Source organism: Pseudomonas quasicaspiana (assembly GCF_021147825.1).
Classification (GTDB): Bacteria; Pseudomonadota; Gammaproteobacteria; order Pseudomonadales; family Pseudomonadaceae; genus Aquipseudomonas; species Aquipseudomonas quasicaspiana.
On sequence record NZ_JAGTPI010000034.1, the window covers coordinates 39,914 to 62,476 of the forward strand.

Genomic DNA, 22,563 nt, shown 5'->3' on the forward strand with positions numbered 1-22,563 from the left:
GCGAGTCTATCAGGGCGCAATAGACGTCGATGACAACAGATCAGTTTTGTTGGTACAAGTCACCGGCCGAGGTCAGCGTACGAACCTTCTCACGTTGTGCGACCCAGTGCTCCACCAACTCGCGCAGTTGCGACAACTCCACAGGTTTGGCCATGTGTCCATCCATGCCCGCCTGACGGGCGCGATCCTTGTGTTCGGTAAGAATGTGCGCAGTCAACGCTACCACCGGTGTTCTGACCCGTTGATTGCCGACTTCCCAGGCCCGTAGCTGTTCGGTGGCAGAGAAGCCATCCAGAATTGGCATCTCGCAGTCCATCAACACCAGGTCATAGCGCTGGGCCTTCATTGCGCGCAATGCCTCTTCGCCGTTGCTGGCGGTGTCCGGGTTCAGGTTGAGTTTGCCCAGCATGCCGCGAATCACTTTGGTGGAGATGTTGTTATCTTCTGCGACCAGAATGCGGAAGTCGCTGGGTACCTTGACCGGTATGTTTTGGATCGGCGTCACCAGATGCGCCGTTGCACCCTTGTTCAGTTGGGTGAGTTCGTCCGCCAGCGTGGTTTTGAGGGTATAACCTGCAACGGGTTTGGCCAGAATTCTTTTGATTCCCGCGTTGCGGGCGATAACCTTGCTCGGCGCGTTGCTGATGCCGGTCAGCATGATCAGCAGGATGTCGTGGTTCAGGCTCGGATCTTCCTTGATCTTGGCCGCCAGTTGCATGCCGGTCATGCCGGGCATGTTCTGATCCAGCAGCACCACATCAAAGTAATCACGCAAATGTGCCTTGGTTCGCAACAGCGCCAGCGCTTCTTTGCCGGACGACACGGCACTGACGTTCAAGCCCCATGCGCTGCATTGCTGGACCAGTACCTTGCGGCAGGTTTCGTTGTCATCGACCACCAGCACGCGAGCGCCCTTGAGCGGGCTGTCGAGATCCAGTGGCGGCTGCTCCAGACGATCAGCATCCAGTGGCAGGCTCAGCCACAGGGTGCTGCCGTGAGTGCCGCCGGACTGGATACCGAATTCGCCGCCCATCAGTACGATCAACTGGCGAGCAATGACCAGGCCCAGATGCCCGCCCAGTTTGCTCGATGCCATGAAATTCTTGCTGTGCAGTTCTGCGTGAAGCAGTGCTTCGCGCTCATCGCTGGAGAGTGCTTCGCCGCTGTCCTGCACGGCAATGCGCAGGCGAGGTTTACCGGCGCGTGAGTCGAGTGCGACCACCACCAGAATTTCGCCCTCGTCGGTTTTCTTCAGGGCGTTTTCCAGCAGGCTCAAGACGGTCTGGCGCAAGCGTGTCGGGTCACCGCTGATGACACGAGGCACTTGTGGCTGAATCAGACTGATCAGCTCCACCTCCTGCTGCTCGGCCTTGGCGCGGAAGATATTCAGGCAATCTTCGATCAGTGCGCTGAGGTCGAATTGCACATCATCCAGCTCGATCTGACCCGATTCGAGTTTGGTGATGTCGAGAATTTCGTTGATCAGGCTGAGCAGCTCGTTGCCTGCGCTGTGAATCGTCTGCACGTAGTCGCGCTGTTTGACCGACAGCGGAGTGCCCAGTAGCAGTTCGGTCATGCCCAGCACACCGTTCATAGGCGTGCGGATTTCATGGCTGATCTTGGCCAGAAACTCTGCTTTGGCGTTGATTTCTGCAGTACTGGCGGCCTTGTCACGGCTGATGCTGAAGTTGTCTTCGGTGAAGCTGCGGTGACGCTCGCTGATTGCCACGCTCATCAACAGGCCGCTGAAGCAAAACACCGCCAGCAGTGTGAGGATTAGCCATTGCGGGGAAATCCAGGTCAACCACAGCAGCGCGGGCAGAATGACCAGGCAGCCTATGTTGAAGGTCACCATCGATAGCACGAACAGGCGGGCGGGCCAGTAGCCTTTTTGCCAGTGGTAAGCAGAGACGAACAGAATGCCCACGGTCGCGAGTGTCACCAGTCCAAACGTGATCACGTTGAGTGGCAGCGTGTCGACGAACAGTATCAGCAGGCAGCCCAGAGCTATGACCACCAGACTGCCCATCAACAGGCGATTGAGTGCGACGACATTGCGATGGGCAAAGAAGGAGTGCGCGTACATCAGGCCTGCGAGTGCTGCGAACAGCAGGGTCAGATGCGCCGCGGGTGTCTGGGCGATGTGCCAGGTCTTGAGCCATGGGGTCAGCAGGTTTAGCAGCAGGGCCGCGCTGAGCGCCAACAACCCTTCACAGCTCGCGAGCCACAGGTTGCTGCGTGAGCGGGTGTGGGCGTAACGCGTCAGATTTTGCAGAATCAGCATGGCCAGCGAGCCGAATAGAAGGCCGAACAGAAACGGCTCGCGCTCGTCGGCGGCACTGTAGATTGCCGGTTGCAGGCTGATATTGGGGCGAAGTTGCTGGGTTGAGACCAGCCGCAGATAGATATCCACAGGGGCGTTACTTTGCGGGATTGGCAGCATGAAGTCGCTGGACCGCAGGACATCACTTTGAGGCGCGACGCTGTTGCCGGTGCGCGTATGGTTGAGCAGTTTGTCGCCTTCAAGGACATAGAGGTCCAGGCTGGCAAGGTCTGGCGCGAAGATGCGCAGGAGCTGTTCGTGATCGCCGGGTTGCAACTGATAGTGCAGCCACAGAGCGCTATTGCGATCGGCCGCGGTGACCTGATCAAGGTCAGTCGGGCTGAGCTGGTTCTGATAACGGGCCGAACGGACGTCGCTCAATTGCAGGTTTGCCTGCGTGTCGAGCAATGTTGACCAGCCCGCACTTGGCTGGGCATGCGCCGACAGCACGAAGAGCAGGGTCAACAGCCCTACAGTTAAACCTTTGGCAATCCTGAGCCAGCGCACGTTGAGATCCCTTCGTAAGATGAATGCCCGATCACTCTAAACTCTATTTTTAATCTTTGCGTGTAGTCCTGTGAGGGCCGGCCGGACCCGACAGGCCGGGAGAACGCTGTTGCGCTCGTCCCGGCCTGTCGAAGCCTGGCTGAAGGCTTATTACAGGTCTTCACCACGCTCGCGGGCAATGGCGCGATAGCCGATGTCACTGCGATAGAAGCAACCTTCCCAATCAACCTTTGCGGCCAGAGCATAGGCGTGTTTTTGAGCATCGCCCACTGTTTCGCCCAATGCAGTCGCACAAAGCACGCGACCACCACTCGTGACTACCTGACCGTCTTGCAGTGCTGTGCCTGCGTGGAACACTTTACCCGGCAGTTGTGCGGCGTCATTCAGGCCTTTGATCGCTGCGCCTTTGGCGTAATCGCCAGGGTAGCCGCCAGCGGCGAGGACGATGCCCAGACTCGGGCGTGGATCCCACTGAGCTTCCACTTTATCCAGCGCCTGGGCCAGAGCAGCTTCCACCAGCAACACCAGGCTCGATTGCAGACGCAACATCACCGGTTGGGTTTCCGGATCGCCGAAGCGGCAGTTGAACTCGATAACCTTCGGGTTACCCGCCTTGTCGATCATCAGCCCTGCGTACAGGAAGCCGGTGTAGACATTACCTTCGTCAGCCATGCCACGCACGGTTGGCCAGATGACCAGATCCATTACGCGCTGGTGAACCTCGGCGGTGACGACCGGGGCAGGGGAGTAAGCACCCATGCCGCCCGTGTTCGGGCCACTGTCGCCGTCGCCGACGCGTTTGTGATCCTGGCTGGTGGCCATCGGCAAAACGTTCTTGCCGTCGACCATGACGATGAAGCTGGCCTCTTCGCCATCAAGGAACTCTTCGATGACAACCCGCGAACCGGCTTCGCCGAACGCGTTACCAGCCAGCATGTCGCGCACGGCGTCTTCGGCTTCGGCCAGGGTCATGGCGACGATTACGCCTTTGCCTGCAGCCAGGCCGTCGGCCTTGATGACAATCGGAGCACCTTTTTCGCGCAGGTAGGCCAGCGCTGGCTCGATTTCAGTGAAGTTCTGATAGTCGGCAGTCGGGATCTTGTGACGTGCCAGGAAATCCTTGGTGAACGCTTTCGAGCCTTCCAGTTGGGCAGCGCCAGCAGTAGGGCCGAAGCAGTCCAGATTGCGGCTGCGGAACAGATCAACCACGCCGGCAACCAGTGGCACTTCCGGACCGACGATGGTCAGTGAGACGTTCTTTTCAGCGAAATCCGCCAGTTGCTCAAGGGCCAGCACGTCGATGGCGACGTTCTCGCACTTCGCTTCGATAGCGGTCCCGGCATTGCCCGGTGCAACAAAAACCTTCACGACGCGTGGGTCCTGAGCGACTTTCCACGCCAGAGCGTGTTCGCGGCCACCACTGCCAATGATCAATACGTTCAAAGAAAGACTCCTTCGGAGAAGCTGCAAGCTAAAAGCGGCAAGTAAAAGCAGATTGTGCGGCTTTTAACATGGCTCATGGCTTTGAATTAGTAAGGCTGCAAGGGCGGGCAAGAGGATCGAAAATCTGCTTTTGCTTGCCGCTTGCAGCTAGAAACTTGCCGCTGACACTTTAGTGTCTGAAATGCCGCATCCCGGTGAACACCATGGCGATACCGGCTTCATCAGCCGCCGCAATCACTTCGTTGTCACGCATCGAACCGCCTGGCTGGATCACCGCAGTGATGCCCACCTTGGCGGCGTTGTCGATGCCGTCACGGAACGGGAAGAATGCGTCGGAAGCCATGACCGCGCCCGCTACCTGCAAACCGGCGTGTTCGGCTTTGATTGCGGCGATGCGGGCCGAGTTTACGCGGCTCATCTGACCTGCGCCGACACCGATGGTCTGGCGATTCTTGGCATAGACGATGGCGTTGGACTTGACGTATTTGGCCACTTTCCAGGCGAAGATCAGGTCGTGGATTTCTTTCTCGCTTGGCGCGCGTTGGGTGACCACTTTCAGGTCATCAGCGGTGATCATGCCGATATCGCGACTCTGAACCAGCAAGCCGCCATTGACGCGCTTGTAGTCCCACGCGGCGCTGCGTTCAGCGGCCCATTGGCCGGTGCTCAGCAGACGCACGTTGGCTTTGGTGGCAACAATGGCCTGTGCTTCGGCGCTGACGCTCGGGGCAATGATCACTTCAACGAACTGACGCTCGACGATGGCCTTGGCCGTTTCGGCGTCCAGCTCACGGTTGAAGGCAATGATGCCGCCAAATGCAGATTCGGTGTCGGTCGCGTAGGCCAGTTCGTAGGCCTGACGAATGCCGCCTTCGTTGTCCAGCGCGACTGCAACGCCGCAAGGGTTGGCGTGCTTGACGATAACGCAGGCTGGTTTGACGAAGCTTTTCACGCATTCCAGTGCAGCGTCAGTGTCGGCCACATTGTTGAACGACAGTTCTTTACCCTGTAACTGGGTTGCAGTGGCGATACCGATTTCAGCCGGGTTGGCTTCAACGTAAAACGCCGCGCTCTGGTGCGGGTTCTCGCCGTAGCGCATTTCCTGAGCCTTGACGAACTGGCTGTTGAAGGTGCGCGGGAATTCGCTGCGGCCTTCGGTGCTCAGGGTCTCGGCCTTCTGGTCAATGCTGCCCAGATAGTTGGCGATCATGCCGTCGTAAGCTGCGGTGTGCTCGAATGCCTTGAGCATCAGGTCGAAACGCTGTGCGTAAGTCAGACCGCCAGCCTTGAGGCTTTCCAGTACTTGACCGTAATCGCTGGCATTGACCACGATAGCGACATCTTTATGGTTTTTTGCTGCAGAACGGACCATGGTCGGGCCGCCGATGTCGATGTTCTCGATGGCAGTCGGCAGGTCGCAACCCGGTTTGGCAACCGTGGCCTGGAACGGGTAGAGGTTCACTGCAACCAGATCGATCGGGTTGATGCCGTGCTCGCTCATGATGGCGTCGTCGATGCCGCGACGCCCCAGGATGCCGCCGTGGATTTTCGGGTGCAGGGTCTTGACCCGGCCGTCCATCATTTCCGCGAAACCGGTGTAATCAGCGACTTCTACCGCTGCGACGCCATTGTCCTGCAACAGCTTGAAGGTGCCGCCAGTGGACAGGATCTCAACGCCAAGGGCTTCCAGTTCACGGGCAAATTCAAGGATGCCGGTCTTGTCGGAAACACTGATCAAGGCGCGGCGAATCGGCAGGCGGGTAGTCTGGTCGGTCATTTCAATTTCCATCAAGGCAAAAGCAAATGGATTCAGCAAAAAAGGCGACCTCGATAAGGGTCGCCTTTTTTGTATGGAATGCTTAAAGCAGGTCGTACTGCTTGAGTTTCTTGCGCAAAGTGCCGCGATTCAGGCCCAGCAGTTCGGAGGCCTTCGTCTGGTTTCCCTTGACGTAGTTCATCACGCACTCGAGCAGCGGCGCCTCGACTTCCGACAACACCAGGTTGTAGACATCAGTGACGGAAGCACCTTCAAGGTGGGCGAAATAATTGTGCAGCGCCTTCTCAACGTTGCCGCGCAGGGTCTGGCCCTCTTCGCTCGGCGTGTTGAGGTGCTGTTTCAAATTGACGTTGTCGCTCACGGGTGTCGTTCCACTCACTAAAGTCTCAGTCATCATCGTCATGCGGCCACCTCTTCTTCTTGCCCTGTTTTCGGGCTTTTGTAGCGTTCGCTGAAGAACTCGCGAACGTTGGCGCACTGTGCTTCTGTATCTTGCAAACGATTGAAGTGGGCGCGAAACTCCCTGGCGCCCGGCAAGGTTGCGAGATACCAGCCAACATGCTTGCGTGCTATTCGCACGCCCAGCACATCGCCGTAGAAAACGTGAAGCGCTGCCAGATGCTCTAGCAGAATGCGTTCCACTTCCTCCAACTGCAGCGCCGGCAATATTTCGCCAGTGCGCAGGTAGTGTTCTATTTCGCGAAAAATCCAAGGACGCCCTTGAGCAGCCCGTCCAATCAACACCCCGTCGGCACCGGTGGCTTGCAGCACATGCCGGGCTTTCTGGGGTGAATCAATGTCGCCATTGGCAAATACCGGAATCGAAATGGCCTGCTTGATCGCGGCAATCGTGTCGTATTCGGCTTCACCGGTGTACAGGTCGGCGCGGGTCCGTCCATGAACGGCCAAGGCCTGAATGCCTGCCTGTTCGGCGATTTTCGCCACCGTCAGGCCGTTCTTGTTGTCCCGGTCCCAACCGGTACGAATCTTCAGAGTGACCGGCACATCGACTGCGGCGACAACGGCCTGCAGGATCTCGCTCACCAGTTGTTCGTCTTTCAATAACGCTGAACCGGCCGCCTTGTTACAGACCTTCTTGGCCGGGCAGCCCATGTTGATGTCGATGATCTGTGCGCCCAGTTCGACATTGGCGCGCGCTGCATCGGCAAGCATCTGCGGATCACCACCGGCGATCTGTACCGAGCGTGGCTCGGGATCACCTTCGTGGATCATGCGCAGGCGCGATTTGCGACTGTTCCACAGGCTCATGTCACTGGTGACCATTTCCGACACCACCAGACCTGCGCCAAGCTGGCGACAAAGCTGACGGAAAGGCTGGTCAGTGACGCCCGCCATAGGAGCGAGAATCAAGCCGTTCTGCAATGTATACGGACCGATGCGTACCGCCGACATAGGTGTGCCTGTTGTGGGGCCGAATCATGGCAAACCGTGTGTAATGTGTTATCTACACGGTCCGTTCGAGCCCGGCCTGACAAGTGCTTGCGCGCCTTTCAGACCGAATCCAGAGTAAGAAAAAGGGTTGGCATGATACCCGCTCTCGATGACTGGATAAAGGCTGAATTGGATAAAATCTGAACAGTTGTTGCCGGGCAGATCACGGTTTTTCGGTCGACTGCACTGCCGTTACGTGCTGCTGGCGTTTTTTGGGGTGAATAGCGTCCGATCAGCGGCTGTTCATTTCGTCGTTCGTTGTTGCCGGACGATTACTCGGGGGAGCGGAAACTGAGGCTGTAGTTCACGGCTTTGGCGCCCGGATCGAGGATGTCCAGCGCGATATGAATCGGCGTCTGCGGTGGCATCTCTTCTTTCCCGGCGATTTCACCGCTCAGGTATTCAGCGGGTTTGAAGCGACGACTGGCGATCAACTGCCCGCTGGTGTCGGCGAAGCGCAATTCCAGCAGCGGGAATGGCTGAGAAAATGGAGCGCGGTTGTAGATGATTGCATCGACAACCAGCGCGCCTTTGAACTCGGGATGGCTGCGCACTACCAGATTGCTGCTCTTGAGCTGTTTGATATCGACCTTGGACGGGACTTTGCAGTCGATCTGCGGGCAGATCATCTGGAACCATGGCCGGTACTGATCCTGACGTGCCAGTTCGTCGAAGTGATACCACACGTATTGCCCGGCCAGTCCGACCAGGGCGATCAAGGTGAGCAGGGTCCAGACCAGTTTGCGGCCCCATCGGGATTTGGGAGGCTGCCAGTCCAGTTGCAACGGATCGTCGGTCAGGTCCAGCAGCGCCTGATCCCGCACGCCGGGCTCGGTGCGATCGCGGCGTGAACGAGGTTCCGGTTGCGGCTCGTCCAGCTCCTCGTCACTGTCGTTATCCAGCGCCGAAAAGCGTTGCGGCTTTTCATTGCCCGGTGTCTTGCGTGGAGCCGGAGCGGGGACCGTCGGTTCGTCGTCATCCAGATGGCTGTCAATGAGCGAAAACGAAGGTTCGGTCCTGCCATCGCGGGAATCGGATTCTGTCTCCGAGAGGATTTCGGGTTCCGGAATCACTTCAGCGTGCAATTCGGGCAGTTGACTGACGTCGTCATTGTGCAGGCTGTCGACCCAGTCATCAGAATCGGTCTGTGCGCCATCGCGACGCGCAGAGATTGCCGAGTCATCGTTACGGGACGACTCCCTGCCAAACGTCTCGGGTAACTGGATTTCACGCTGTTCAAGACGGGCGAGTTCTTCGTCCAGATCCAGATTGTCCAGATCCATGGCGTTGCCGCGCCATGACTGCGGAGCCTGAGCGGGCTCGGATGCTGGTGGCTGAGTTGCAACCACCTCGCTTTGCACAATCGGCAGTGTTTCAACGACTACCGGAGCAGAGGGAGCGGGCGTTACCGGCAATTCTGCCTGTTGCGGAGCTGGCTGCTGATTGCTGCGCTGTTCCAGCAGTTGCTTTGCAGCATTGAAAACCTGCAGGCAGGCACCGCAGCGCACCACGCCGCGTGCCACGCTCAACTGTGCGTGGCTGACTCGGAAACTGGTCTGGCAGTGCGGGCACTGAGTGACAAAACTGTCGGTCATGCGGCTATCCGGTTAAAGCGGCTATTAACTAACGGCGACGGCCAGTGATGCGAACCCAGCCATCACGGTTGGCGATCGGATCCAGCTCGAAGGTGTCGGCATAGGCAGCGGCAACTTCTTCGCCCTGTTCGGCAAGAATGCCGGAAAGCGCCAGGCGACCACCGGTTTTAACCAGTGTTGCCAGTTGCGGCGCCAGGGCGACCAGCGGACCGGCAAGAATGTTGGCGACCAGCACGTCGGCCTGTTGTGGCGGCATGTCTTCAGGCAGATACAGCTCGAAGCGCTCCGGCGCAATATTGTTGCGACCGGCGTTATCGCGTGATGCTTCCAGTGCCTGCACGTCGATGTCGGTGCCCACCGCCTGTTTGGCGCCCAGCAGCAGAGCGGCAATGGCCAGAATGCCTGAGCCGCAACCGAAGTCCAGCAGGTCGCAACCGTTCAGGTCCTGACCGTCGAGCCATTCCAGGCAAAGTGCGGTGGTCGGGTGCGTTCCAGTACCAAACGCCAGACCTGGATCCAGCAGCAGATTGACAGCTTCCGGTTCCGGCGCGGCGTGCCAGCTTGGCACGATCCACAGACGTTGACCGAAGCGCATCGGCTGGAAGTTATCCATCCAGCTACGCTCCCAGTCCTGATCTTCGATGACTTCGCTCATGTGCTCCGGCAGCTCGGCGTCGGTCAGCAAGCGCAGGTGCGCCAGAACGTGCTCGGCGTCAGTGTCGGCTTCAAACAATGCCAGCAGATGCGTGTGCGACCACAGCGGCGTGGTGTTGAGTTCCGGCTCGAAGATCGGTTGATCTTCAGCGTCCATGAACGTGACCGATACGGCGCCGACTTCGAGAAGGGCGTCTTCGTAGGTTTCGGCTTGTTCAGGACTGATGGCGAGACGGACTTGCAGCCAGGGCATGGCGGGTTACCTATGGAAATAGCAGGAAAGCCGCGAAGTTTACTTCAGGTTTGCTGTAATTGCTCGTTGGCAAACGTATCTGGATCAGCCAGTCCGCCATTTGGCCTGGTGTTCATTACGCCTTGAAATCGTAGGTGCCGTCTCCTTCAAGATTCAGATTGGTTTGTAGGGGCGTTATGTAGAAGAACCGCCCTGAAAATCGCAGGCCTTCAGGCGCGAAATCTACATGTACATAGCCCTCCATGCCGACTCGAATCGCCTCAAAGTCATCAGGCCCGGTCGGCTTGTTCCAGATGTAGGTGTACACAAATCCCGGCTCGGGCGTCCCTGGCTGGGAAATGAATTGATGCTGAATGGGGGTTTCGGCAGTGGCAGCAGGGATGCGCAGCTGAAACTGTTGGTAATCGCGTCGCTGTGGATTGCCTTTGCTGGCGTAGATTAGCCAGGCGCCGTCTTGCCACTCGACAATGATAGAGTCGGCCACGATCTGGCCGTGAACGTGGCTCCACTGAAAATCACCCACTGCTCTCAGTCCATTCTCTAAGGCTTGAATCGGGTCTTTACTTTGGTTGTCCATGATGGGGTTTCCATGAATGAGCGCGTTATGCGCAGATGCAGGGTTGCCCCATCGTGGCCAATGGAACAACTGTCAGAAATGACAGTTGCAAGCCCGGAAACGAGAAGGCCCCGACAAGTCGGGGCCTTCAGGCTTAGAACATTTGCTGATGAACGTTATTTCTGTTCAGCCAGCTTGTGTTCCAGGTAGTGAATGTTGACACCGCCTTCGCAGAAGCCTTCATCACGGGTCAGATCACGGTGTAGCGGGATGTTGGTCTTGATGCCGTCGACCACGATTTCGTCCAGAGCGTTGCGCATGCGGGCCATGGCTTCATCGCGGGTTGCGCCCCAGGTGATCAGCTTGCCGATCAACGAGTCGTAGTTCGAAGGAACCTTGTAGCCGCTGTACAGGTGCGAATCGACCCGCACGCCGTTGCCGCCTGGCGCGTGGAAGTGCTTGACCATGCCTGGGCTTGGAATGAAGGTTTTCGGATCTTCAGCGTTGATCCGGCATTCCAGCGAGTGCCCGTGAATGACAACGTCATCCTGGGTAAACGACAGTTTGTTGCCGGCGGCGATGCTGAGCATCTCCTTGACGATGTCGATACCGGTGACCATTTCCGAAACCGGGTGCTCTACCTGAACGCGGGTGTTCATCTCGATGAAGTAGAAACGACCGTTCTCGTAGAGGAACTCGAACGTGCCGGCGCCACGGTAGCCGATGTCGATGCATGCTTTTACGCAGGCTGCGAACACGTCTTTACGGGCTTGCTCATCGATGAACGGTGCCGGCGCTTCTTCCAGAACCTTCTGGTGACGACGCTGCAGGGAGCAGTCACGGTCGCCCAGGTGGATCGCATGGCCCTGACCGTCGGAAATAACCTGGACTTCCACGTGACGCGGGTTGGTCAGGTATTTTTCCAGGTAGACCATCGGGTTGCTGAACCAGGCAGCCGCTTCAGCGCGAGTCTGCTTGGCCGCTTCGATCAGGTCTTCTTCCTTGTGCACAACGCGCATGCCGCGACCACCGCCGCCGCCAGCGGCTTTGATGATCACCGGATAGCCCACTTCGCGGCCAATACGCAGCGCGGTTTCTTCGTCTTCCGGCAACGGGCCGTCGGAACCAGGAACAGTCGGTACGTTGGCCCGTTTCATGGCGTCCTTGGCGGAAACCTTGTCGCCCATCAGGCGGATGGTTTCAGCTTTCGGGCCAATGAACGCGAAGCCGGACTTCTCTACCTGTTCGGCAAAATCGGCGTTTTCCGCGAGGAAACCGTAGCCTGGGTGAATCGCTGTAGCGCCAGTCAGTTCTGCAGCAGAAATGATGGCCGGGATGTTCAGGTACGACAGGTTCGCTGGCGCCGGACCGATGCAGACAGTTTCGTCCGCCAGGCCCAGGTGCATCAGCTCACGGTCTGCCGTGGAATGGACCGCGACGGTCTTGATGCCCAGTTCTTTACAGGCACGCAAGATGCGCAAGGCGATTTCGCCGCGGTTGGCGATCAGGACTTTTTCCAACATCGCAGGCTCTCCCCGGTTCAAACGATGGTGAACAGCGGCTGGTCATACTCAACCGGCTGACCGTTTTCTACCAGGATCGACTCGATCACACCGCTGACTTCAGCTTCGATGTGGTTCATCATTTTCATCGCTTCAACGATGCAGATGGTGTCGCCTTTCTTGACGGTCTTGCCGACTTCAACGAACGCTGGCGAGCCAGGCGCTGGAGTGCGGTAGAACGTACCTACCATTGGCGATTTGACAACGGTGCCGTTCAGTTTCGGTGCCGAAGGTGCTTCAGCAGCGGCAGCAACCGGAGCAGCAGGCGCTGCAACTGGCGCGGCTACCGGGGCAGGCGCGTAGTACGGTTGTGCTGGAGTCTTGCTGTGACGGCTGATCCGTACGGATTCTTCGCCTTCACGAATCTCCAGTTCGTCGATGCCGGACTCTTCCAGCAGTTCGATCAGTTTCTTGACTTTACGGATATCCATTAATCATCAACTCCCAAAGGTCGGTCAGGGGTAAAAGTTGTTAGTGGTTCGGGTCATGCAGCGCAGCCTGTGGCTGTGCGGTCATGGCTTCGAACTGACGGCCAATTGTTCCAGGGCGGCTTCAAGGGCCATTCGGTATCCGCTGGCGCCAAGGCCGCAAATCACCCCTACAGCAACATCTGAAAAGTAGGAGTGATGACGGAAAGCTTCACGTTTGTGCACGTTCGAGAGGTGCACTTCGATGAATGGGATGCTCACTCCCAGCAACGCGTCACGTATTGCAACACTCGTATGCGTAAAAGCGGCCGGATTGATCACAATGAAATCCACGCCCTCATCACGGGCAGCATGGATACGATCAATCAATTCGTACTCGGCATTGCTTTGCAGATACATCAAATGGTGGCCGGCATCGCGCGCCCTTTTTTCCAGGTCCTGATTGATCTGGGCCAGAGTCACTGCGCCGTAGATCCCCGGTTCACGGGTCCCGAGCAGGTTCAGGTTAGGGCCATGCAGTACCAGAAGAGTCGCCATCGGATGATCCTTGTTATGGTTACGAGCATCAAAGCCCGGCGACTATGCCGCAAACATCCATGTACTGTCCAGTTAACTGCAATAGCTCGCACGATTACCGAAGTTCGCGAAAAGTTTGTGACTCAACGATTAGATTTGGTCATTTGCTCTAATCAGCCGCTCTACAAGGCCTTTCGCGTCGATTTCGCCGACGACGCGAACATCGCTGCGCTCCTCGCCATTTTTGCCGAAGATCAGCAACGCAGGCGGGCCAAACAGCTTGTATCGATCCAGCAGGGCGCGTTGTTCGGCGTTGCTGTCAGTCATGTCAAAACGGATCAGGCGATAGCCTTTAAGCTGGGCGATTACATCGGGATCCGGCAGCACTTCATGCTCGATGACCTTGCAGCTGATACACCAGTCCGCGTACCAATCGAGCAACAAAGGCTGACCTGCATTTTTTGCTTCGCTCAACACCCGGTCCAGTTCGGCTGCACTGGTGATGGTCTGCCAGTTGGAGGTATTAGCGGTCGCGGGACCGTTGTTGCTCAGTGTTGCCTGTGGTCGGCCCAATGGGCGGGTTGGGTCGGTCTGACCGCTCCACGCGCCGAACCAGCAGGTCAGCGCATAAACCAGCAAAAAAAGCCCCAGCAGTTGCGCCAGACGTTGGCGAGTGCTTTTCGGACCAAACTCCAGCGTGCCCAGAAACAGCGCGACGCCCGCCGCCAGCAGGCCGGTCAGCAGCAACGTGATCTGGCCCGGCAATACGCGACTGAGCAAAGCAATAGCCAGACCCAGCAGCAGCACGCCGATGGCATTTTTAACCGTCACCAACCATGGGCCACTTTTCGGTAGCCAGGTCGCGCCGCCGGTTGCGACCAGCAGTAATGGAGCGCCCATGCCCAGGCCCAACGCGAACAGCTTCAACGCACCGCCCAGCGCGTCGCCGCTGGCGCTTATATAAAGCAGCGCACCGGCCAGCGGTGCAGACACGCAAGGTGAAACCAGCAGGCTGGAAACTACACCCAGCACCGCCGCGCCCCACAACGAGCCGCCTTCGGTCTTGCCAGCAATACGATCGAGTCGGTTACTGAGGGCTTGGGGCAGACGCAACTCGAAAGCGCCGAACATCGCGATCGCAAAGATCACGAAGAACAACGAAAACGGCACCAGCACCCAGGCAGATTGCAGACGCGCCTGCAAATTCAGGCCTGCGCCGAACATGCCCATCAATGCGCCAAGGGCGGCAAAACTGATCGCCATTGGCAACACGTACGCCAGCGACAGGCTCAAGCCGCGCAGCCCACCCACCTGACCACGCAAGACCACGCCGGACAGAATCGGCAGCATAGGCAAAACGCAGGGGGTGAAGGTCAGGCCGATGCCGGCGAGGAAGAACAACGCCAGCTCTTTCCAGCTCCAGGCGGTAGCGGCTGACGGTGCAGGGACGGTGCTATTAGCCGCTACGGCGGGATCACCGATGCTCAGTCGCTCGGTTTCAGGTGGATAACACAGGCCTTTGTCTGCGCAGCCCTGATAGGTCACCACCAGCGTGAACGGTCGGTTGTCACCCGGTTTGCGTGGCAGGTCGATGTCGAGAATGCCGTGGTAAACCTCAACGTCGCCGAAATATTCGTCGTGCTTCTTCTCGCCAGCCGGCAACTGCGCAGCGCCCAGGCCGATGTCTGCGGGTTCGGTGCGGAACTGAAAACGATGGCGATAAAGGTAATAGCCTTCGGTGGCGACGAAACGCAGCTTGATCGACTCGGAAGTGGTGTCGATCAGGTTCAGTTGAAAAGCCTGACGGACGGGCAGGAAATCCTTGCTGTTATCCAGCGCCGCGCCACCCAGCGTGGCATTCGGACGGCTGTCCAGCAGGCCAGCCCCCGCAGCGGGCATGGCGATGATCAACAGCATCAGGCAGAGCAAACGGCGCATAGCAGTCTCGAATCGCAAAAGTCCGCGCATGATAGCGGAGTGTTTCAAGGTGTGCAGGGATGGGGTTTGTAAGATGGGGTTTCCGAGGGAATGGGCCATCAGACACCGCGCTGACGCGCCCACCTATATATTTGTAGGAGCGCACGAGCACCGCGAGGCCGCGATAGCGGTTCATCAGACAGGACGCCATCGCTGCCTCGCGGTGCTCGTGAGCTCCTACAGAAAGTTATTTCAAATCAGGTAGTTGCGTTTTGTGTGATAAAAACGTTCGCCCGCCATGAGCTCAGGCCTTGTCAGCCACGCTCAGCAGCATCGAGCTCTGCTTCGCGTCGTATTCCAGGAACACATGATTACGCCCGGCATGCTTGGCCCGGTACAGCGCTTCGTCGGCGCGCGAGGCCAGTAGCAGGCTGTCGTCCTTTTCACCCATTTCCACAACGCCAGCGCTGAAGGTGCAGAACAGGTCAGCTGGTTGCGCGGGGTAATGGATTTCAGCGAAGCGACGGCGGATTTCATCCAGCGTGAAGTGGGCGCTCTGGATATCCGTGTCAGGCATCACGATGGCGAATTCTTCTCCGCCATAACGGCCAATGTAGTCGGTCTTACGCAGTCGCTGTTTGAGGAACAACGCCAGGCTCTTTATCACCCGGTCGCCCATGGGATGCCCATGGCTGTCGTTGACCTTTTTGAAGTGGTCAATATCCAGCATCGCGAAGCACAGCCGCTGATTTTCCCTACGGGCACGGAAGCAGCAGTCTTCCAGCAATTGCAGAATATGGGTGTGGTTATACAGGCCGGTCAGGCTGTCCCGAACCATGCGCGCCTTGAGATTGCGCGCCCGCGCAGCACGGTTGCGCACGGTGGTAATCAGGTGGCGCGGCTTGATCGGCTTGGTCAGGAAGTCATCGCCGCCTTCGCTCATCGCATCCAGCTGCTTGTCCAGATCATCTTCAGCAGACAGATAAATGATCGGGACACTGACGTAGCGGTCGTTATGGCGGATCACTTTGGCCAGTTCGGTACCGGTACAGCCCGGCATGTACATATCGAGGATGATCAGGTCCGGCTGGAAGTCAGCGAGTTCAGCCATGGCCTGAATCGGGTCAAGCAATGTACGGGTCACGATCCCGGCACTGTTGAGCAGGCGCTCGGTGTGCAAAGCCTGGGCGCGGGAGTCATCAATAATCAGCACCTTGTAGGGCTCGTACTGCGCCACGCAGGTGAGGATTTCGATTTTCTCCAGCAGGCTTGAAGCTTCCAGCGTACCGGTCAGAAACTCCTCACCACCGGCGCGCACAGCGGCCAGACGTGTCGGGGTATCCGTTTCGTGATGACTGAAAAAAATCAGCGGCAGTTTCTGTTCAAGCCCCTGCTGGACACCCGCCGCCAGTTTCAGGCCTTCGCCCTGGCCGCAGAAATCCACATCGATCACGATGGCAGAGGGATGACGATTAGCCATGGCTGTCTGGAAATCACTTAGACCGTCCAGCGCCTGAGCGTACAGCCCAAAAAAGTCCAACTGCTTGCTCAAGCGCTCGGCTCGTTCGAAATCCTGCAAGGCAATATAGATAGGCTTGCGCAACGGCGGTAGCGAGGTTTGCTCGAAACGATCGCCATGACGCAGACCTGTGCGGGACAGCCGCTGCATCAAACTGTTGAGTTCAGTAATCAGGTTGCTGGTTAAACGTCCACGATTCGCTTCGACCGCTTCCAGCGACGCATTGATGGCTTGCGCCAGCTCGATATGCTCGATTTGCTCAAAACGCTCGGCAAAACGCAGCAGACGCTGATTGGCATCCTGAAATTCCGCCATATCTGTCGCAGACCACTCGCCCTGCTGCAGTCGCTGCCAAGCCTCAAGAATCTGACGTGCCTGATGAATGACTCGCTGAGCGAAGTGATGTTTGAGACGATCGCGATTTGGATCTGCTGGCTCGGTCATATCGGGCTACGTGTGTGTTCTCTGATAGATCACTGCTGGCGCTATGCTACCACCTACTTTCCGCCTAGCACGTACCCCAAGTCAAATAGTTGGCAACATTTAGATGACTGGACGGTTTTTGCCCCTCAACGCCCGGTTGTGGCGCTCCATTTCTCGGTTTTTGCAGGCAATGCTTCTCGCCCCGGCAGCAGACTTGGCATATCCCGCAGCCTGATCCACGGCTCATTCTGCCAATGAATAACGCTTAGCTCGCCATCCTGCCATTCCAGTCGTGCGGGCGTCGGGCTGTTGTGGTGTGAATGAAGGCGCGCGACGAACAGGGCGGGCATGACTTCGTGGGTGATCCACTGGCGCAACTGGCTGTTGGCCGGGTGATGGTGGTGGACCAGCAAGGCATACGCGGCAGACTCGCTGACCATGAGCATTTCCTGGGCCTCATCGTAGTAATTCAGGTTCAGGGTGCAGCGCTGGTCGGGGTCGAGCTTGCGAACCAGACGGTTCTCAAGAAACAGGCCCATCAAGCGGCCCAGGTCACGGGCGCAGAACCAGGCTTGCTGCTCCATGATCAGGGCATGCAGGTGACGTTTCTGATGGGTGAAGCGTAGGGGGTTGAAAGGCGTGTCCATGCTGTCTGTCCTTGTTATTAGCTGAAGGCGTCGGGAGCTAAGAACACCCAATCTAGTGCCGGCATATTCCCCCGGAGGGTCTTTTATTAGCCGACTCCCGACATGACAGACGAACAGACGCATTAAACGGCTGCGCTAAGTGACCTTAGCGCAGGCGCAAAAAAACCGCTGTCTATCGTGGCGGGTGTACGGATTGTGAGTTCTTAGGCTCAGGGCCGGAATGATCAAAGAGCAGCCGTTTTGGGTCAATGGCCGATGCTGTAGGACATTTCTGCTTTTGTTGTGGTTGTTTCATAGGCAACAACACCAACCCCTGTAGGAGCTGCCGAAGGCTGCGATGGCGGTGTTTCAGGAGGATTGCGTTCGCAGCCTTCGGCAGCTCCTACAGATTTTGCATTTGCTGGGTGACCATCCTCAACAAAACCTCCCACCCTGACATACCTGCAAAAGGCACCTTGCTGTAAGGTTGCGGTCAGAGCACTGAACCCCGTGATTGAAAGGACATAGCCATGCTGGATTGGAAGAACCGCGCAGGCAGCGCGAAAGAGCGCGTCGATGAACCGGCTTCGGTCAAGCGCCGCGGGTACCTGGGTGGGCTGTTTTACAGCCGTGCGCTGGGTGCCGTGGTTGCGATTTACCTGGTGGTCACCTTGCTGATCGGCTGGTACTGGAGCAGTGAACCGGCGTTGTTCCCCGTCCAGCAAAATGCTCAGGCTGCGGCCGAGCGTGAAGGCAAGCAGATGGTGATTGGCTACACCACTGTCGAAACCCTTAAGACCGTTGTAAACACTCTGCTTGAAAAGCGTGGCGGTTACCTGTCCAACGACCGCTTCCCGCCTGGTCTGTGGCTGGACAATATTCCTAGCTGGGAATACGGCGTGATGTTCCAGGTGCGAGACTTGAGCCGTGCCATGCGTAAGGATTTTTCCCGTTCGCAGTCGCAATCGGCTGAAGACGGTGATCTGGCCCGCGCTGAGCCGCTGTTCAACTTCAGCAACAACAGTTGGATTCTGCCTTCCAGTGAGTCTCAGTACCGCGAAGGTATTGCGGCACTGAATCGTTACGAAGCGCGTCTGTCCGACCCTAATTCAAAAACTGCGCTGTTTTATGCGCGCGCTGACAACCTCAGCAACTGGCTGGGCGACGTCAACACCCGTCTGGGTTCGCTGTCGCAGCGTCTTTCGGCCAGCGTTGGCCGTGTGAAACTCAACAGCACCTTGAAAACCGAAGCAATGGTTGCCGTTAAGCCGGGCGAAGTACCGCAGGTTGACGAAGAAATCGTTGAGACGCCATGGCTGAAAATCGACGACGTGTTCTACGAAGCACGCGGTCAGGCTTGGGCGCTGTCGCACTTGCTGCGCGCCATCGAAGTTGATTTTGCCGACGTACTGGCCAAGAAAAACGCCACCGTCAGCGTGCGTCAGATCATTCGTGAGCTGGAAGCTTCCCAAGAACCGCTGTGGAGTCCGATGGTGCTCAACGGGAGCGCGTTCGGTGTGTTGTCTAACCACTCGCTGGTCATGGCTAACTATATTTCCCGCGCTAACGCCGCTGTGATCGACCTTCGTCAACTGCTGTCCCAGGGCTGATCGATGTCGTTCTCATCCACCGAGGCTGCGCACCGCGCCGCCTCGGACGCTGAACTGATCGCCTGGGTTGACGAGCTGGATCAGCCACTCGGGGGCATGGTCCGCTCGCAATTGCGTGAAGCCGGTCTGATCGGGCGTGGCACTTATATTCTGCTGTTCAATTCCGCAGGCGAGTTGTGTGTGCATCGCCGTACCCTGAGCAAAGCCATTTATCCCGGCTACTGGGATGTGGCGGCAGGCGGTATGGTGCAAGCAGACGAGAGCTACGCCGAGTCAGCTGCACGGGAGCTGGCTGAGGAATTGGGCGTCAGTGGCGTGCCTCTTACCGAACATGAGCATTTTTTCTTCGACCAACCGGGCAACCGGCTCTGGTGCGCGGTGTTCTCGGCGGTCTGGGACGGGCCTTTGACGTTGCAGCCCGAAGAGGTGCTGGAGGCGCATTTCATTCCTGTGGATGAAGCCCTGCGCGAAGCCGAACAAAAGCCGTATTGCCCGGACTCGGTGGCGGCGTTGAAGCGGTATCTGGTCGGGCTTTAGTAGTAGGTCGCACCCTATCCTGTAGGAGCGCGCTTGCCCGCGATGAACGATGACGCGGTATGCCGGACCCACCGAGGTGCCTGAATCGCGGGCAAGCGCGCTCCTACAGCCTGTAAGTCGGGAGCCCCAACGTCGCAAATGTTGAGTAAATTGGCGCACATTGGCCCTTAGCAACGGGGCTTTTTGCCGTTACACTGCGCGACCTTTTCAAGCTGGCCGGGGTTTTCCGTCCAGCTGCGCTGCCCCTGCCTGAGTGGGGCTTCGCGGTCGACCCTTTATGGATGTCGACCAATCTTCAGTCCTCAACAAGAGGATTTGCGGTGGCTAAAAAAGCCTCATCCTTCGCCGCCCTGGGTGGCCTGGTATTTTCCACCGACGCGGGACGGCATTGTCCCGACTGTCGTCAGCCCGTTGATGCCTGCATCTGCAAACAGACGCTTATTCCCGAAGGGGATGGTATCGCCCGTGTGCGCCGCGAAAGCAAAGGCCGTGGCGGTAAAACGGTGACGACTATCACCGGCGTGCCATTGCCTGAAGACGGCCTCAAGGATCTGGCCAAAACCCTCAAGCAACGATGCGGCACCGGCGGAGCGCTCAAGGACGGGGTGATCGAGATTCAGGGCGATCACGTCGAACTGCTGTTGGCCGAGCTGATCAAGCAGGGCTTCAAGGCGAAGAAATCCGGCGGCTGATGGCACGGCGGACCGCATGCAAACTCTGGCTTGCATCGCGGGTCTATTCTCCATCAGTGCCTGGCACCAAACCGTCACTTGCACTCTTTACACTGCGCCCAGCCTGTCTATGGCTGGCGCTACCTGACTTTTTTATAGGGGACTTCGATGTCCGTACGACGCACACGTAAAGACGATGGCAGCCAATGGACCGTTGCGGACAGCCGCAGCGTCTACGGGATCCGCCATTGGGGCGCTGGTTATTTCGCGATCAATGAAGCGGGTCGTGTAGAAGTTCGTCCGAACGGGCCGGGCAGTTCGCCTATCGATCTTTACGAGCAGGTCGACCACTTGCGCAAGAGCGGGCTGAGCCTGCCGTTGCTGGTGCGTTTTCCCGATATTCTGCAAGACCGCGTGCGTCAGCTGACCGGTGCCTTCGACGCCAACATTGCGCGTCTTGAGTACCAGAGCCAGTACACCGCGCTGTACCCGATCAAGGTGAACCAGCAGGAGGCGGTGGTTGAAAACATCATCGCCACCCAGAACGTGTCCATCGGTCTGGAAGCCGGTTCAAAGCCGGAGTTGATGGCGGTGCTGGCATTGGCCCCGAAAGGCGGCACCATCGTGTGCAACGGTTACAAAGACCGTGAGTTCATCCGTCTGGCGCTGATGGGCCAGAAGCTCGGCCACAACGTGTTCATCGTGATTGAGAAAGAATCCGAAGTTGAACTGGTGATCGAGGAAGCCGCCGAGCTCAAAGTCGCGCCGCAGGTGGGCTTGCGTGTTCGTCTGTCGTCCCTGGCTTCCAGCAAATGGGCCGATACCGGTGGTGAAAAATCCAAGTTCGGTCTGTCCGCTGCACAGTTGCTGTCGGTCGTTGATCGCTTCCGCAAAGCGGGTCTGGATCAGGGCATCCGGTTGCTGCACTTCCATATGGGTTCGCAGATCGCCAACCTTGCTGACTATCAGCACGGTTTCAAGGAAGCGATTCGCTACTATGGCGAACTGCGCAACCTCGGCCTGCCGGTTGATCACATCGACGTGGGCGGCGGCCTGGGTGTCGATTACGACGGCACTCACTCGCGCAACGCCAGCTCCATCAACTACGACATGGACGATTACGCCGGTGTCGTCGTGGGCATGCTCAAAGAGTTCTGCGATGCGCAGGGCTTGCCGCACCCGCACATTTTCTCCGAAAGCGGCCGCTCGCTGACCGCTCACCATGCAATGCTGGTCATTCAGGTCACCGACGTCGAGAAGCACAACGACGAAGTCCCGGTGATCGAAGACAAGGAAAGCCTGCCGGAAACCCTGCAATGGCTGGTCGATCTGCTCGGCCCGACCGATATCGAAATGGTCACCGAAACCTACTGGCGCGCCACTCACTACATGAGTGACATCGCGACCCAGTACGCCGATGGCAAGATCTCCCTGCCGCAAAAAGCCTTGGGTGAGCAGTGCTACTTCGCCGTTTGCCGTCGCCTGCACAACTCGCTGAAAGCGCGTCAGCGTTCTCATCGTCAGGTGCTGGACGAACTCAACGACAAGCTGGCCGACAAGTACATCTGTAACTTCTCGGTATTCCAGAGTCTGCCGGATACCTGGGCCATTGATCAGGTGCTGCCGATTATTCCGCTGCACCGTCTGAACGAAGAGCCACTGCGTCGTGCTGTGCTGCAAGACCTGACCTGCGACTCTGACGGCAAAATCAATCAGTACGTGGATGAGCAGAGCATCGAAACCAGCCTGCCGGTGCATGGCCTGAACGAAGGCGAGGACTATTTGCTGGGCGTGTTCCTGGTCGGCGCGTATCAGGAAATCCTGGGCGACATGCACAACCTGTTCGGTGATACCGACTCCGTGAACATCTATCAGAACCCGGACGGCAGCGTTTATTCCGCTGGCATCGAGACTCACGACACCATCGAAGACATGCTGCGCTACGTGCACTTGTCGCCGGAAGAACTGATGACCCATTACCGGGACAAAGTCGCCAGCGCCAAAATCACCCCGCGTGAACGCACGTACTTCCTGGATGCGTTGCGGTTGGGGCTGACAAGGTCTTCTTACCTTTCCTCCTGATGTGACCTCGGGGCTAACTTGGCGGCTATGCTCTGAGTTGACCCCGGTCTTGTAGGAGCTCACCGAGGTTACGAGGCCAGCGATGGCGGTTTGTCTGACACTCCGCCATCGC

The 22,563-nt window shown here is 57.9% G+C and carries 18 protein-coding genes; 4 read left to right on the forward strand and 14 right to left on the reverse strand.

Features of this window, described 5'->3' with window-relative positions:
* Positions 1-40: 40 nt before the first annotated feature.
* From KDX30_RS18775 to KDX30_RS18840, 14 genes are all read right to left on the reverse strand, one after another.
* Entirely contained in the window at positions 41-2,830 is a 2,790-nt protein-coding gene (locus tag KDX30_RS18775) for a response regulator (RefSeq protein ID WP_231677177.1), read from the reverse strand.
* Between the two features lie 150 nt (positions 2,831-2,980).
* Complete coding sequence (gene purD, locus KDX30_RS18780; RefSeq protein ID WP_099267827.1) at positions 2,981-4,273, reverse strand: phosphoribosylamine--glycine ligase; 1,293 nt, start codon at positions 4,271-4,273, stop codon at positions 2,981-2,983.
* A 169-nt stretch (positions 4,274-4,442) separates the two neighbouring features.
* Positions 4,443-6,050: a bifunctional phosphoribosylaminoimidazolecarboxamide formyltransferase/IMP cyclohydrolase gene (gene purH / locus KDX30_RS18785; RefSeq protein WP_231677178.1), complete on the reverse strand. Its 1,608-nt coding sequence runs from the start codon at positions 6,048-6,050 to the stop codon at positions 4,443-4,445.
* An 82-nt stretch (positions 6,051-6,132) separates the two neighbouring features.
* Positions 6,133-6,453, reverse strand: coding sequence for a DNA-binding transcriptional regulator Fis (gene fis, locus KDX30_RS18790; RefSeq protein ID WP_027901362.1), 321 nt, complete (start codon positions 6,451-6,453; stop codon positions 6,133-6,135).
* Complete coding sequence (gene dusB / locus KDX30_RS18795) at positions 6,450-7,463, reverse strand: tRNA dihydrouridine synthase DusB (protein WP_231677179.1); 1,014 nt, start codon at positions 7,461-7,463, stop codon at positions 6,450-6,452. The genes fis and dusB overlap by 4 nt, the downstream gene beginning before the upstream one ends.
* A gap of 311 nt (positions 7,464-7,774) precedes the next feature.
* A complete protein-coding gene (locus KDX30_RS18800; protein WP_231677180.1) occupies positions 7,775-9,097 on the reverse strand; it encodes a DUF3426 domain-containing protein in 1,323 nt (440 codons plus the stop codon).
* Between the two features lie 28 nt (positions 9,098-9,125).
* A complete protein-coding gene (prmA, locus tag KDX30_RS18805; protein WP_027901365.1) occupies positions 9,126-10,004 on the reverse strand; it encodes a 50S ribosomal protein L11 methyltransferase in 879 nt (292 codons plus the stop codon).
* Between the two features lie 115 nt (positions 10,005-10,119).
* Positions 10,120-10,581: a hypothetical protein gene (locus KDX30_RS18810; RefSeq protein WP_231677181.1), complete on the reverse strand. Its 462-nt coding sequence runs from the start codon at positions 10,579-10,581 to the stop codon at positions 10,120-10,122.
* A 155-nt stretch (positions 10,582-10,736) separates the two neighbouring features.
* Positions 10,737-12,083 (reverse strand): acetyl-CoA carboxylase biotin carboxylase subunit, encoded by a 1,347-nt coding sequence (gene accC, locus KDX30_RS18815; RefSeq protein ID WP_095101822.1) that lies wholly within the window; start codon positions 12,081-12,083, stop codon positions 10,737-10,739.
* A 17-nt stretch (positions 12,084-12,100) separates the two neighbouring features.
* Positions 12,101-12,553: an acetyl-CoA carboxylase biotin carboxyl carrier protein gene (gene accB / locus KDX30_RS18820; protein ID WP_027901367.1), complete on the reverse strand. Its 453-nt coding sequence runs from the start codon at positions 12,551-12,553 to the stop codon at positions 12,101-12,103.
* 81 nt (positions 12,554-12,634) lie between these two features.
* Positions 12,635-13,087, reverse strand: coding sequence for a type II 3-dehydroquinate dehydratase (gene aroQ / locus KDX30_RS18825; protein WP_122708699.1), 453 nt, complete (start codon positions 13,085-13,087; stop codon positions 12,635-12,637).
* A 129-nt stretch (positions 13,088-13,216) separates the two neighbouring features.
* Complete coding sequence (locus tag KDX30_RS18830; RefSeq protein ID WP_264760329.1) at positions 13,217-15,004, reverse strand: protein-disulfide reductase DsbD; 1,788 nt, start codon at positions 15,002-15,004, stop codon at positions 13,217-13,219.
* Between the two features lie 283 nt (positions 15,005-15,287).
* Complete coding sequence (locus tag KDX30_RS18835; protein WP_231677183.1) at positions 15,288-16,946, reverse strand: diguanylate cyclase; 1,659 nt, start codon at positions 16,944-16,946, stop codon at positions 15,288-15,290.
* A gap of 125 nt (positions 16,947-17,071) precedes the next feature.
* Positions 17,072-17,572 (reverse strand): BRO-N domain-containing protein, encoded by a 501-nt coding sequence (locus KDX30_RS18840; protein WP_122805442.1) that lies wholly within the window; start codon positions 17,570-17,572, stop codon positions 17,072-17,074.
* 509 nt (positions 17,573-18,081) lie between these two features.
* Between KDX30_RS18840 and KDX30_RS18845 the strand changes: the two genes are divergently transcribed.
* The 4 genes from KDX30_RS18845 to speA all read left to right on the forward strand — a co-directional run bounded on the left by KDX30_RS18845 (position 18,082) and on the right by speA (position 22,451).
* The gene (locus KDX30_RS18845) at positions 18,082-19,161 is read left to right on the forward strand and encodes a DUF2333 family protein (protein WP_122708695.1); all 1,080 of its coding nucleotides are present in this window, start codon (positions 18,082-18,084) and stop codon (positions 19,159-19,161) included.
* 3 nt (positions 19,162-19,164) lie between these two features.
* Positions 19,165-19,698, forward strand: a complete 534-nt coding sequence (locus KDX30_RS18850; protein WP_231677184.1) for an NUDIX hydrolase — start codon at positions 19,165-19,167, stop codon at positions 19,696-19,698.
* Positions 19,699-20,018: 320 nt separating this feature from the next.
* On the forward strand, positions 20,019-20,390 hold the full coding sequence (locus tag KDX30_RS18855; RefSeq protein ID WP_027901373.1) for a translation initiation factor Sui1: 372 nt from the start codon (positions 20,019-20,021) through the stop codon (positions 20,388-20,390).
* 147 nt (positions 20,391-20,537) lie between these two features.
* Positions 20,538-22,451, forward strand: coding sequence for an arginine decarboxylase (gene speA / locus KDX30_RS18860; RefSeq protein ID WP_027901374.1), 1,914 nt, complete (start codon positions 20,538-20,540; stop codon positions 22,449-22,451).
* Positions 22,452-22,563 lie beyond the last annotated feature (112 nt).